The organism is Flavobacterium humidisoli (assembly GCF_023272795.1).
Lineage (GTDB): Bacteria > Bacteroidota > Bacteroidia > Flavobacteriales > Flavobacteriaceae > Flavobacterium > Flavobacterium humidisoli.
Genome location: NZ_CP096829.1, coordinates 2,716,467 through 2,732,233, shown reverse-complemented (window position 1 = coordinate 2,732,233; position 15,767 = coordinate 2,716,467). Strand labels below are relative to the sequence as shown.

Annotated in this window: 3 protein-coding genes; all 3 read right to left on the bottom strand. The window is 36.9% G+C overall.

Annotation, left to right across the window (positions count from 1 at the left end):
* Positions 1 to 6: 6 nt before the first annotated feature.
* Complete coding sequence (locus M0M44_RS11615) at positions 7 to 1,590, bottom strand: OmpA family protein (protein WP_248729906.1); 1,584 nt, start codon at positions 1,588 to 1,590, stop codon at positions 7 to 9.
* A gap of 14 nt (positions 1,591 to 1,604) precedes the next feature.
* The gene (locus tag M0M44_RS11610) at positions 1,605 to 2,510 is read right to left on the bottom strand and encodes a PorP/SprF family type IX secretion system membrane protein (protein ID WP_248729905.1); all 906 of its coding nucleotides are present in this window, start codon (positions 2,508 to 2,510) and stop codon (positions 1,605 to 1,607) included.
* Between the two features lie 68 nt (positions 2,511 to 2,578).
* Positions 2,579 to 15,637, bottom strand: a complete 13,059-nt coding sequence (locus M0M44_RS11605) for a PKD domain-containing protein (protein ID WP_248729904.1) — start codon at positions 15,635 to 15,637, stop codon at positions 2,579 to 2,581.
* Positions 15,638 to 15,767: the final 130 nt, after the last annotated feature.

The window sequence follows — 15,767 nt, the reverse complement described above, 5'->3', positions numbered from 1 at the left end:
CTATTTTTATCTGATTACTTCGGGATTCGTAATTATAAATTCAGTTCTCCTGTTTAATTGATGGTCTGCTTCGGAGCAAATAACGCCGTTTGAACATTTATTGACCAATTCTGTTTCACCAAAACCATCAGCTTTGATTCTAGCCGGATCAATTCCCTGTCTAACAATCCAGTTTTTAGACGATTTCGCCCTTCTATTAGACAAAGACCAGTTATACGAATCGCGAGCTCTACTATCGGTATGTGAGACTAAATTGATTTTCAGTTTTGGGTATTTCTGCATAATTCTAACTACCCGCTCAAGTTCCAGCTGTGCATCAGTCCGAATAAACGACTTATCCAGATCAAAATATACTGGATTAATTTTCACCATTAGTTTACCTCTTACATAAACAAATTCACCCGAAGTTAAATCCAGATTAAGGGCAAGCTCCAAATTTGCTTCGTTTGTTGAAGCAAAAGTCTTTTCGTCCATATCATAATAATCCTTTACAGCGGTTACTTTGTATGAAGCATCACAATTTACTTTAAAATTAAAAATAGCAAATTTATCGGCAATTGTGCTTTCTACTTTATCTCCTTTTGCATTATATAATGTTACCAAAGCTCCTGGTAAAAGCGCTCCTGATTCTTTTTCACGAACAGTCCCCTGAACGAACTGCTTACATTTTGCAGCAATCGGGCTAACTAATTCTTCGAAAAAGTAGATATCATCATCTCCTTTTCCGCTATCTCTGTTAGAAGAAAAGTGACCTGTTTTTTTGCCATTTTGAAAAACTAAAGAGAAATCATCTTTGGCACTGTTTATTGGAAAACCTAAGTTAACTGCTTCTCCTACCCCTTTTTTATCCTGAATTTTTAGAGCATAGATATCTAAACCGCCGTTTCCATCCTTTTTACCATCCGAAGAATAATAAAGTACATTATCTGCGTCAATATAAGGAAACATTTCGTTTTTTACTGTATTCACTTCTGGTCCTAAATTATAAGGTTCCCCATAACTGCCATCTTTATTTATATCTACGGCCCAAATATCAGTAAGTCCCATCGAACCTGGCCTGTTTGAAGTAAAATACAACTTGGAATCGTCAGCATTTAATGAAGGATGCCCTGTATCAAACTGATCACTATTGAATGGCAGTTTTGCTATATTTTTCCAATTTCCATCAGCGTCAACATCGGCTCTATATAATTGTATTAAAACCCAGCCTTTATCGTCTGTCTTATACTTTTTACTATTGTAGTTATCTCTGGAAAAATATACTGATTTTAAATCTTTTGTAAAGGTTACATTAGATTCATGCATCTTAGTATTCAGGTCTTTTGAAAACAATTCAGATTCTGCAAATTCACCTGTATTGGTTACAGTTGCTTTATATAAATCTAAAAATGGCTGATTGTTTAAATACCATTTTTTATTTATCGATTGTTTGGTCTTTTTTGATGAAGCATATATTGCAATGTTTTCACCATAATAACTCACACCAAAATCAGAGTATTTAGTATTGGCATCTATATTTTTGATATTGTAATTTTGAGAATAAACTCCAGCTCCAAATAACAATACTATAATTAAAGTAATTTTTTTCATATCTTATTTTTTATCTAGAAGAATCGAGGACTTTTTATTTTTTTCTTATACAAGTCAAATAATATCATAATCTCATGAGAGCCTGAATTAAACACACCATAATTAGAAGTAGTGTAATCGTAAGCATATCCAATTCTCATATCCTGACTTATATTGTAACCCACCATAGCGCTTACAGAGTCATCTAATCTCAGTGAGAGTCCAAATTCTACTTTTTCCTGCACTAATAAGTTTAAAGACAAATCAACTGAAAGAGGTGCTCCTGCCGCTGCTTTAAACATGGTAGAAGGCTTTAAATTTAAGTCTTCATTTAGATCAAAAATATATCCGGAAGTAAGGAAAAAATGTGCTTTTTCTGAAGCCGAAGAATAAATTCCGTTTTTCTTGTCAAGATATCTTGATTCGATAAAATTTGGTACAGATAAACCGGCATAAAAACGATCATTATAATACATTACACCAACACCAAAATTAGGTGCAACTTGACTTATTGGTGCATTTAATGGGTCTGGATCTACTGTGGTAAATTCTCTTATATTCAAAAATGTTGCTCCTGCTTTAATACCAAATGCGAACTTATCTTCTTCAGAAAGATTTAAAGTATATGAGAAATCAACATATGTGTTATCTTCTTTAACAGGTCCGATTTCATCGTGGATAACAGAAAATCCTAATCCCACATTTTTTCCAACAGGACCATTTATAGATAATGTTGCTGTTTTTGGTGCACCTTGTACTCCTACCCATTGTGTTCTTCCTAAGATGCCTATAGTGGTAAATCCTTTTGAACCGGCATAAGCCGGATTTATAACATTCATGTTATACATGTATTGAGTATATTGCGGATCTTGTTGAGCAGAAAGAGTAGTGGTGGAAAATATCAAAACAAAAAATCCAATTAGTATTTCAATTTTTTTCATAAAAACGAGTTTAATTTTTGAAAGGAGAGAAAAGGTTTTTTACTATCTTCTCTTCTTAAAGAATACTTTTATTTTTTTAAATGTAACCAGCCTGTCTGCGGATTTCTTTCGTTGTTGTTGAAGTGAATAGTATAGAAATAAGTTCCTGCCGGAAGCATACCTCCAGAGACATTAAGTCTTCCTGTTGAATAACCATCCCACCATAATGGCGTTGTAAACTTGTCTCCATTATGTTTGTACTTATACACAAGGTTTCCGTATCGATTTACAATCTCTATACTAAAGTTTGGATATAATACTTGTAAATGTTCTATTTCAAAAACATCATTTATACCATCTCCGTTAGGCGTAAATCCTTCTGGAATCATTAAAGAAACCTGTGGTTCTAATGATACTGCATCCTGATCATCTTCCTGCAGTTTATTATTTCCAGGAGCAGAATCTACATCATCTTCATTTGCTGCCATAACTTCTGCAACATTTGTAAAATCACCTGTCGGCAGTACATTAGCTGTTACTTTTAATATTTGTAAGGCATTGGTATCAATAGTTCCTACTTTCCATATTCCAGTAACTGCATCATAAGTTCCGATAGCTGTAACAGCACTTACGAATTTGAAGCCTGACGGAAGTAAATCTTTTACCTCAACACCTGTTGCTTTACTAGGTCCTTTGTTTGATAATGTTATGGTAAATTCAACATTAGTTTCAGCAATTGGTTTTAAGATATCAGCTTCTTTAGTCAATTCTAAATCTATTAGAGCTATTGGAGATGCCGTAATACAACTTTGATTGTTTGATGGATCAATATCTGTCTGGTGCATTGCTTTTATACTTGCACAATTTTGATAGTTTCCAGATTCGTTAACAATAACATCAACAATCAAAATCTCCGTTTCTCCGTTTAATATCTTACCTACTATCCAGTCTCCCGTTACATAATCATAAACTCCTCTAGTAGAACTATAATTTACGAACCTATAGCCAGAAGGAAGTAAATCTGATACCACAACACCTGTTGCGTCTATATCTCCATTGTTTGTTAACTGAATCTCGAATGAAATCTGCGAATTTACTTTTGGATTTGTAACATTTTTCAAGATAGTCTTAACAACTGCCAAGCCTAAAGATTGATTAGGCGATGCAGATGCACAAGCATAATCATCTTCTGAAACATTACCATTACCTGGAGTAGAATCGATATCCGGCTCATTTACTTTGGTAATTTCTGCACAGTTCATATAGTCTCCAGTATCTAGAACTCTTACATCAACTAATAAAACTGCCGTATTTCCTGGTTCTACAAAACCTACTTTCCAAAGACCTGTTGAAGGACTGTAAGTACCAATAGTTGAACTATAGTTGATAAATTTATACCCGGAAGGTACTAAATCTACTACCTCTACTCCCGTTGCTTTTGTAGGCCCATCGTTCATCACTCTTATTTCAAAAGTGATTACATCGCCTACAGCTGGATTGATAATATTTCCAACAATATCTTTCGTTAAACTCAAGTCTATGTATGCTGTTGGCACAATGGCAACACTAGCAATATTATTTGCCGGATTAGAATCTGCCTGATCCGCTTTTACTGCACTTGTTGTATTGGTTATCGTTGTACCATAAGTTCCTGCATTAACTCTTGCATCAATTGTAAGGGTTGCAACCGCACCATTTACTAAATTACCAATTGTCCATAATCCTGAGCCATTGTTATAATTTCCTGCTGAAAGTGCATCGCTTACATAAGTAACTCCTACAGGTAATTTATCTACTAAACTTACATTGGTTGCATCATTAGCACCATTGTTTGTTACTCTGATAGTATATCTAATAACCTCACCTTCATTTGGTGTCGCGTTATTTACTGTTTTAACAACGGCTAAATCTAAGTTCGTAACTGTTATAGTCTCAGTAGGATAATCAGGAGTTCTGTTGGCATCAAACTGATCCTGCGTATTAGATACTGTATTGGTTAATACATTCCCTCCCTGATCTAAACCAACAAGTGCTTTAATCTCGATAGATCCTTCTTCACCTGGCTGTAATGTACCTACTGTCCAGTTTGGAGTTGTCCATACCCCTTTTCCTGGAGTAGCTGAAACAAACGTTAAACCAGCTGGCAGATCATCTTTTACTACCAAGTTTGTTACTAATGTTGTTCCTTTATTGGTTACCGTCACAGTATAAGTTACCGTTTCTCCAATGTTAGGTGTACTATTATTCACTACTTTCTTCAATACAACATCAGCACCGTTCTGAACAATGATTGTTTCTGTTAAATCATCTCCAACAGCTGATGGGTCTGACTGATCTCCTTTGGCAGCAGTCGTTGTATTGACAATCGTTTTTCCTGCTGAGCCAGAATTAATTAACACATTAATATCTAAAACTTTGGTCGCTCCGTTTGCAAGATCTCCTATAGTCCAGATACCAGAGCCATAATTATAGTCAGCTCCCTGATTGTTACTCACGTAAGTAACTCCAATTGGAAGAATATCGGTTAAACGAACTCCCGTTGCATCACTTGGACCGTTATTCGTAACCCTAATGCTGTAATTAATCGTTTCCCCTTCGCTAGGATTTGATTTACTTACTGTTTTTTCAGTTACTAAGTCTGAACTTGTTACAATAATTGATTCTGTTAAATCGTCTCCAGCAGTTGTTGGATCGGATTCATTTCCAGCTGCAGATGTAACTGTATTTACAATAGGCGTTTGACTAACCGTTCCTGCTGCAGTAACTCTTGCATTGATTAATAATGCAGCAGAAGATCCAATGTTTATGTTTCCAATATTCCAAACTCCACCAGCATACATATTTATCGTTCCTCCCGCTGCTACATGCGATACATAAACTAATCCTGCAGGTAAATTATCTGTTAGATTTACTCCAGTCGCTGTGCTCGGACCATTGTTTACAACAGTTATTGTATACTGTACAATGTCTCCTTTATTTGGATTTGATTTATCAACTGTTTTTGTGGTAACCAAATCAACTATTTTAACCGGAACAATCGTCACATCTGACTGATCAATTTCGTTAGGCGTGTTATTCCCGTGGATAACTCCATTTGGATCTAATTGATCTACTTTAGTAACCTCAGCAACATTTGTATAATTTCCCGTCGCATTAATTCTTGCAATTACAGTTAATGTAGCATTAGAAGTATTGGTTAAACCTCCTAAATTCCATAAACCACTCGATGCATTATAAGTTCCATTGCTTGGTCTTGCACTAACAAAAGTATAACCGCTTGGCAGTTTATCTACAATGTTTATTCCCGTAGCATCACTTGGGCCATTATTTACTGCTGTAATTAAAAACTCAACATTATCTCCAATTCTATGAGGAGCTGCAGTTAAAATTGTTTTTGTAAGCACTATCTCGGCTAATGGGTTTGCAGTATCAATATCTGTTTGAGCATTATTGCTAACATTAGGGTCCTGAACAGCAGATGTTGCAATTGCTGTATTTACAATCTTACCGGTATAGCTGCTTGGAACTGCAATTGTTACTGTATAGGTAACCGTTTCCGCTGTATTTATACTCCTAATTGTTGCGTTATTAAAATTAAGACCTCCAGCTCCACTTGCATAGGGCAATATTGTGCCTCCAGTTCCAACAACTGACCATGTCGTTACTGCCTTAAGTACTGGGTCAGCTATATCATCCAGCACTACTACATTTGTCGCTGCCGCCGGACCATTATTTTTAACCGTAATAGTATAAACACTATTTGTTCCTGGAATATATTTGTCTGTATGATTAGTTTTAGTAACAACCATATCAGCCTGAGGTATCACTCTGATAGTTATCAAGCTGTTGTTAGATTGATTACCCTGATGATCTCTAACATTATAATTAATTGGTGTAGGATTTGTAATAAAACCAGGATTTGGAGTAAATGTTACTTTTCCAGTAACAGGATCTAAATTCCATCTTCCTTCTTCAGGAATTGTGATGCTGGTAATATCTCCCGTTGGATCCTGTACAATGTTGGTTCCATTTCCAGGATTAACCAAACTTACTGTCGTTGGATCAACTAAATCTCCTGTCGTATCATTAGCTGTAACATCAACAACTACCGGCGTATTAATTGGATTTCCAATTGATAAATCAGGCGAAGTGATTGGAGCATAATCTATTGTGATAGTAGCTGTATTTGAACTATTCCCTTGATTATCTCTTATTGTATAGCTAATTACCGGAGGGTCAATTGTGTATCCTGCTTCCGGAGTAAATGTTACATTTCCAAGAGCATCAGCTATCCAGTTACCAACTCCTGCTACAGAAACTTCTTGAGGAGATACCTGAATTCCTCCAAAAACACTTGACGCATTTAATACTACTGTCGATACATTAACTGTATCTCCTGCTGTATCGTTTCCAGAAACATTTATTGTCACTGGTAAACCTGGTGTTCCCGGTGTCGTATTTCTGTCATTTGCTGCAACTGGCACATAATCTATAGTTACTGTTGCATTATTAGATACATTGCCATCATTATCTTTTACATTATATTGAATAGGCGTTGGATCTTTATGGAACGTTGGCAATGGCGTAAACGTAATTGCACCAGTTACCGGGTTAACACTCCATTTTCCTTCATTCGCAACATCAAAACTTGTAATTCCTTTTGAATCTGTTACGATAGCTGTTGCTCCTGATGGACTCAACAAACGAACCGTTGAAGGATCTATAGTTCCATCCGGGTCTGCATCTTTTCCAGAACCTTTGTTTGCTAATGGATTTACTGTTACTGCTGTATTTACAGGATTTCCACTGCTTAAATCATTATAGGCTATTGGTGCCTGAGCCACATAAGTAACTGTTATAGTCGCAGTGTCACTTAAGCCCGTTTGTGTTTCTGTTAATTTATAAACTAATGGCGTTGGGTCTGATGTAAATCCTGCCTCTGGTGTAAATACAATTAAACCAGTTGCTGGATCATAATTCCAAGTTCCTTCTCCTGGTACTATAATTGTTGTTTCTACTCCTGGTGTATTAGGGTTTAAATCAACAATAGTATTGGCAGGAGTTGCTAAAGTTCCATCTCCTAATCTATCATTTGTTAGAATATTTAATGGAGTTGAAGGCTGATTTGTTGTATTACCATTACTAATATCATTTGCAGCAATTGGTGGTAAACTAACCACAATTGTTTCCTCTAAATCATCTCCAGCTGTCGTAGGATCTGTTTGATCTCCTTTAGCCGCAGTTGTTCTATTGATAATAGTTAAACCTTTAGTACCCGCATTTACTTTTGCTGTAATTTCTAAAGCAGCTGTACCATTAACTGCCAGGTTTCCAATAGTCCATACTCCAGACGCATAGTTATAAGTTCCAGCAGTTACTGTATGGCTTTCATAAGTTAAACCTGCAGGAAGAATATCTGTTAAACTAACACCTGTAGCACTAGTAGGACCACCGTTATTTGTAACCACAATACTGTATCTAATAGTATCACCTTCATTTGGTCTTGACGCAGAAATACCTGCAACAGTGACAGCCGAAACTGTTTTTACTGTAACTAAATCTGATACATTAACCGGAGTAACCACTACAGTACTCTGATCATTTTCTAATGGATTATTATTTCCAGGTATTGAGTTCGGATCAAATTGATCAGCACCTGTTACTTCAGCAACATTGTTATAATTTCCTGTAGCTAAAACTCTCGCAATAATAGTTAAACTAGCACTAGCACTGTTTGCTAAACTGCCTACTGACCAGCCTCCGGAATTACTATCAAATGTTCCTACTGAAGGCGTTGCACTCACAAACGAATATCCTGATGGTAATTGATCTGTAACTACGACTCCTGTCGCATTACTTGGACCATTATTGGTTACCACAATAGTAAATACTGCATTTTCGCCAACATTTGGAGAGGCATTTGCAACTGTTTTTAACAAGCTCAAATCAGAAATCGCTCTTGGAGTACTGGAAACTTCACATGTATTATCCCCAGGATTTCCATCCGTTTCAGTACTGGTTGCTGTAGCCGTATTAAGGTAATTACCTTTTGGGTTTACAGCAGCAGTAATGTTTAAAGTTCTTTTTATTCCGCTTGCCAGGTTACCTATTATCCAGTTTCCTGAGACATTGTCGTAGTTTCCTGTTGCATCGTCGCTTACAAAAGCGTAACCAGTAGGTAATCTATCATTTACAACCACAGTTGTAGCATCACTTGGCCCATTATTTACAACATCAATTGTAAATACCACTGTAGATCCTACATCTGGAGCTGCATTATTTATTCTTTTCACAACTGCAAGATTTACTAATGCAGAAGGTGTCGTTGTTACTGTTGAAAAATCATCTCCGGTTCCATCATTTGGTGTAGAATCCGGATCCTGCTGATCGCTTGCAATTACCTCAGCATTATTTACATAACTGCCATTTTTCAGAACTTTAGCAGTTATCTGAATAGTTTCAGAAGTATTTGCAATAATTGGTCTTGAAACTGTCCAGTCTCCTGTTGTTCTGTTATACATCCCTGCAGTTGGAACTGCACTTACGAACTCATAACCAGAAGGCAACAAATCTCTAATAACAACACCAGTAGCATTGCTTGGTCCTGCATTTGAAACTGCAATTGTAAACACTACATTATCGCCCACTTTTGGAACAGTTACATCAACAATTTTATTCACAGATAAATCAGCAATTTGTACAGGAGTTACAATAACTTCGCTTTGATCATTCTCTGTATCGTCATTATTCCCCGGAGTAGAATTGCTATCTACTTCATCAGCTCCTGTAACTTCTGCCACGTTATTATAATTACCAGTTGGCAATACCCGAGCCTGAATATCTAAAGTAGCTGTTGCTCCGTTTGCAAGAGTTCCAACTGTCCATGAACCTGGTGTATTATTATAACTTCCGGCAGATGGAGCAGCACTAACAAATAAATATCCTGAAGGCAATTTATCTGTAACTACAACTCCTTTTGCATCACTTGGCCCAGCATTGTTTACCGTAATCCTGAAGGTTACAATATCATTAACATTAGGCGTATTATTATTAACTGTTTTAACTAAGCTTAAATCTACTAATGAACCACGAGATATTGCGATTTCATCTTGATCGTCTTCTGTTAAAACATTATTATTTGGTGTCGAATTTACATCTGTTTCATTCGCACTGATAACTTCGGCAACATTGGTATAATTTCCTGTTGCATTGACTGTAGCCGTAACATTTAAAACTGCTGAAGCTCCATTTATAATAGTTCCAATAGTCCATAATCCAGTTCCATTGGCATAAGTTCCGTTTGAAACTGTCGAACTAACATAAGTATATCCGTTAGGAAGTAAATCTCTAACCTGCACTCCTGTCGCATTACTTGGTCCCGCATTTGAAACTCTTACGGTAAACACCACATTTGATCCTGCTAACGGACTAATATTATTTACCGATTTAGTTAGTGCTAAATTAATTAAAGCTGTTGGAACAGTAGTTACCGTTGAAGTATTATTCGCAGGGACTGGATCCGTTTGATTACTTGCTGTTACACTTGCAGTATTTCTAAATTCATTAGCTGTTCCTGTTATAGGATTTACTTTAGCTGTAATATCTAAATATTCTGTTTTTCCATTTGCAACACTTCCTGAAATTGTCCAATTTCCATTAGTTGCATTATAAGCTCCATTGGTCGAAGTATAGCTTACAAAAGTATAACCAGTAGGTAATAAGTCATTTACAGTCACTCCTGTTGCATCACTTGGCCCAACATTTCTTAATGTAATTCTAAACTTAATATTATCGCCTACTCTTGGAGTTGTAACATCTACAGTTTTAGTAACTTCTAAGTCAGCTAACTGAACTGGTACAATAACAACCTGCTGTTGATCATCTTCTGCTGGATTGTTATTTCCGGGTGTTGAATCAGGATCAAATTCATTAGAATGTACTACTTCGGCAACATTTCTATAATCACCTGTTGCATTAATTCTGGCAACAACAGTCAACACTGCTGAAGCACCATTTGCTAAATTCCCTATATTCCAGAAACCTGAAGCATTAGAATATGTTGTTCCTGCACTTGTATGACTCACATACGTATAACCTGAAGGTAAATAATCAAGTACACTTACAGAAGTTGCTGCACTTGGTCCGGCGTTAGTAACCGTTACTGTAAAAGTAACATTACTCCCCACATTATATGGTCCTGCACTTACCGTTTTTGTTAAACTTAAATCTGCAATCGCTCTTGGGGTACTGGAAACACTGCTGGTATTGTTAGTCGCATTTGTATCAATCTCAGCTCTGGTTACAGTTGCTGTATTGGTATAATTTCCTGTTGCATTTACCCTCGCAGTAATTGTTAAGGTAGTTCTTGATCCATTTGCCAAATTTCCTATATTCCATCGCCCATTTGTACTATTATAAGTACCTGTTCCTGCAGTAGCACTAACAAAAGTATAACCTGTTGGCAAAGCATCAGTTGCTACTACTGAAGTAGCGTTACTAGGTCCGTTGTTTACAACTTCAATTGTAAATTGAACTGTAGATCCCACATCTGGCGTAGCATTACTTATTCTTTTTGTTATCGCTAAATCAACATTTGGAATTGGTGTAAGCGTTAGAGAATCCTGATCATCCTCTGTTGGAATATCATTATTTGGTGTTGAATTTGGATCAACCTGATCACTAGCCGTTATTTGAGCTGTGTTGGTATATTCATTAGCTGTTCCTGTAGCAGCATTTACTCTAGCTTTGTAAGTTAAATTTAACGTAGCTCCGTTTACAACTGATAATCCAGACCAGTTTATTGCATTTCCTCCGGCATTATAATTCCCCTGATTAGAAACACTTCCTGTAATTAAAGTAAAACCAGCCGGTAAATTATCTCTTACTGCAATTCCTGTTGCATCGCGATTCCCATTGTTTGTAACAGCAACTGTAAAAGTTACTATGTCTCCCACTCTAGGAGATGCAATATCAGCTATTTTAGCTAAACTTAAATCTGTCTGACCGATTAATGTAATTTCGACAGTATCAGCATCAACAGCACATGAGCTATTTGAAACGGTATATTTAAAAACATATTTACCAGGAATAGTTCCTGCAATTTGTGTAGTAGGACTATTAACATCTAAAATAAATGGAGTATTTGGTCCTGATACAAATGACCATGAGCCTGTATTTGGCGCAGGATCAGTCGCCGCCATAGTCACAGTACTATATTCTGCTAATATTTGGTCCGGACCTGCATTCACAGCTGCGATAGCTGGATTAATTGTAACAAGAATCGTATCTTCCAGATTACATCCTGCGCCATTAGAACTCGACCATTTAAATTCATAAGTTCCATTTGTCAAAGCTGATACAGTGGAATGTGCGCTAAATCTATTAGAGAAAATAGCTGTTGTTGGCCCCGAAACCTGAGTCCATGTTCCCGTTCCCGGGTTAACAGGATTAGCATTCATTACTGCTGTAGTAGCATTACATAAATTCTGGTCAGGACCTGCATTTGCAGGTGTTGGAGGTGCTCCTGTAAATGTAATATTTACAGTATCTGTACTTACAGCACAAATAGTACCATTTTTTACTGTCCATGTAAAAGTGTAAGTACCTACTGGCAATAAATATGGGTTAGAAAAGGATAATGTCGATTTTGGATCATTTGGGCTGTCGATAATAATTCCATCTAGAGATGGACCTGCTGTTAACGTCCAAGTTCCAATGCCACTTGTAGGTGCTGCAGCATCAAGCTGGGCGCCTAACTGACAAGCACTTTGATCTGCTCCGGCATCAGCTGCACTTGGAGGCCCATACACATTTACTCTAATTACATCACTTAAATTATTACAACTGTCATACCCTGCTGTCCATTTAAAAATGTACAAACCTTCTGTTAATCCTATAACTGTTGTACTATTTGAATTATTTGAGGATATTGTTCCGCCAACAGGACCGCTCACTTTACTCCATATACCACTTCCTGAAGTGATTGAATTACCACTTAATGTAATTGAATTTCCTTCCGATAAACAAATTTCCTGGTCAATTCCTGCATTAGGTGTTGTAGGTAAAGCGCTATTTGTTACTGTCATTATATCACTACTCGCTCCACAACTTCCGGCATCTGCACTTGATATACTATATTGAAACGCATAATTATTTCCGGGTACAATTGTTGCTCTTGCTGTAGAAGAAGAAAGTGGTGTAATTGTTGCACCATTTCCGGAATTTACAGTCCAGATGCCTGTAGATCCTTTTGTGCCTTGTAACATAATTTCAGTTGCATTACAAAGTACCTGATCTGGTCCGGCGTCTGCAGGAGCATTTACATTTAATGTTAAATCTGCTGTTGATGTTGCGCAACCTGGACCATTTGTACTAGACCATCTTAATAAATAAGTTCCTGTTGTAAGCCCTGAAACTGCAGTATTGCCAATATTTGCATTAGCAAATACCGGATTATTAGGGCCTGAAACTACCTGCCAGGTTCCTGCTCCGGAAGTTATAGTGTTTCCGTTTAAATTTATCTTTGTATCACATACATCCACAGACCCAGTTGATACCGTTGCAACAGTAGGGGGTAAACTTACTTTAAAACTTACCTCAGAGGAATCAGAGTCACAAGTTCCTCTTCTAACTACCCATTTAAAAACATAATTTCCAGCTGCTAAATTACTAAACACTGCTTTTGGATTATTTATATCATCAACAGACCAGGAACTATCTCCTGAAACCTGAACCCATGTTCCTACTAAACCTGTTGTAAGGACATTTGCATTCATAATAACTATATTTCCGCAAACGTCTTGATCCGTTCCGCCTATAGATTTTGGTTCGGCAGCTACCGTTATGGTTATAGTGTCAGAAAAGCTAGTGCAAAGTGAGGAATTGAGTGGATCAGCTGCGGTAGTCCATTGAAACTTATAAATACCATCAGTTAAACCTTCAATTGCTGCATCAGCAGAATTAGGATTTACAATAGAAACTGAAGATCCTGCTATTTGGGCCCAAGTACCAGTGCCATTAACAGCATTAGCAGCAGATAATGTTGTTCTAGTTGTTCCCGAAGGCAGACAAAAATCAGATCCTGCCACAGCAGGAGACGGCGAAAATGTAGCTATAGTGTTAACAACAACATCACTCCATGAAGGAGTACAATTTATACCAGCAGCTGTCACAGTCCATCTAAAAGTATATGTACCGCCTGGCAACATTCCATTTATATATGTTTGCGGACTTGCTGGATTTACAATTGTAACAATTGGAGCCCCCCCAAGCTGCGTCCAATGTCCAGTTTGCCCCTCTATTAACGGAGCAGCATCAAGAAAATAACTGCCTGCGCATGCTGTAACAGGTGTTTCTCCTGCATTTGAAAAAGGCGGCTGCGATACTGTTATTGATGTTTCACTGAAAGTGTCAATTGCATTTATTCCCCCAGATATATTCCATCTAAAAACATATACACCTGAAATCAAATTACTTATATTAGGATTATTTTTTTTTATATCATCAAAACTTGCCACATTGGGACCACTTACTTGCGACCAGTAACCAGACAAGCCTGACGTAGTCATCAAGGTTGGATTATTACCTGATAATTGAGTTGTGGTAACGCCGCAAAGTAAAGCAACTTTTGTACCCGCATTTGACGGTTCAGGACTTAATGAAACAACTATACTTATATCAGCAAATGCTTCTAAACAGCCAATAGCAAAACTGCCACTTGTGTATCTTCTAACTCTGAAAGTATAGGTTCCCGCTTTTGTTAAATTAGAAAAATTAAGATTACCTTCATCAAAATTTAAAGAAGGCATAACATCATCCGGGCCTTTCAAATATATATATTGATTGTCATTACCGCCTGTAGAACTCATTGGTATGCTTCCGGAAGTAACGTTTACTGGCAGAACAACAGTACTAACACCATTGTTTAAGATAAGCGCAGTTGGACTACTAACATACTGCACCGTAAAAGTCGACTGAGTTTCACATTTTGGATTGACTTCACTATTGCCTTTAATTTTGTAAATAAAAGTATAAGTGCCCTTAGTGTTAAAATCTAATCCTGTGATAAGTGTAGTTGAACTATTTGGAGAAACTATAGTTGCTCCTGAATTTGTACTCCACTCAACCGTTTCTCCAGCATACAGGGGAATGTTTCCTTGTAAAACTGTTGAAGTTATTGACTTATCGCAAAATGATTGAGTTCTATTTATTCCTTCTGCATCTGTAACATCTTGTGTCGCTGGCGGCACATTAATAGTTACGGTGTCAGAGCCAAGCACACACGGACCTTGAACTGCCCATCTAAAAACATAAGGACCTTCTATTAGATCAGAAACCGCTGCATTTTCACTATTGGGATTTGTAATTGTTGGCACAGCAGGGCCTGACACAAACGACCATGTCCCTTCTTGTTTTCCTGTTCCATTTCCTCCTATTGATGCATTTAAAATTGTAGACTGTGTATTGGTGTAGCATTCTGATAAAGTTTGATCAGGACCCGCATTTGCAATTACTTCACCCCCATAATTTGTTACTGTTATTGATGACGATGATGAACAAGAAGAAGAACTAATTTTCCAGCTTAATTGTGTACTTCCTGCAGCACTTGAAGATAATGTTATTGTTGCATTAGGCGAAGTTGGATTATTTATTGTTACACCAGCATTATCTGAGCCATTTTTTACCCATATTCCTGTTTCTCCGGGATTCAAAGGAGAATTCGCTGACAGCGGATAGGTACCGGGGCAGCCTTCTATATTTGTTCCCGCTTTGGCTATTGTTATTGGATTGACCGTGATTGTAACATCTTGAGAAGTTGTTCCTATCGAACACACTCCAGATAAACGGAATCTGTAGACATTACCTCCAACAGCACCTAAAACTGACGTTACAGCACTATTGGGATCTTGAATAAGCACCGATGGGCCTGCTATTTGAGTCCACTTATGGCTTACCATATTGCCTCCCACTACACCACTTAAAAGCAGTGGACTATTTTCACAAATTGTAATAGGTATTCCAGCATTTAAAGAACAATCCTGCCCATAAGTACTTTCATTAGAAAAAAGAACAGCTACTAATACTAAAAAGCTTAAAAACAAATTACTAAAATTACTTTTTTTTTGTTTATACGAATAGTTTTTTTCCATAAATAATCCTAAATAATATTCTTTTATAAAAGTTTTACTTTTAAATCTTCTTTAATTAATTCTCTAAAAAATTCATTTAAAACAGATATAAATACTATAGTAAAAAAGGCAATGGAGAGCTCTGTTAACT

Excerpts from the sequence above, each read along its gene's own strand:
- M0M44_RS11610 (WP_248729905.1), bottom strand. The coding sequence starts at position 2,510 with ATGAAAAAAATTGAAATACTAATTGGATTTTTTGTTTTGATATTTTCC.
- M0M44_RS11615 (WP_248729906.1), bottom strand. The coding sequence starts at position 1,590 with ATGAAAAAAATTACTTTAATTATAGTATTGTTATTTGGAGCTGGAGTT.
- M0M44_RS11605 (WP_248729904.1), bottom strand. The coding sequence starts at position 15,637 with ATGGAAAAAAACTATTCGTATAAACAAAAAAAAAGTAATTTTAGTAAT.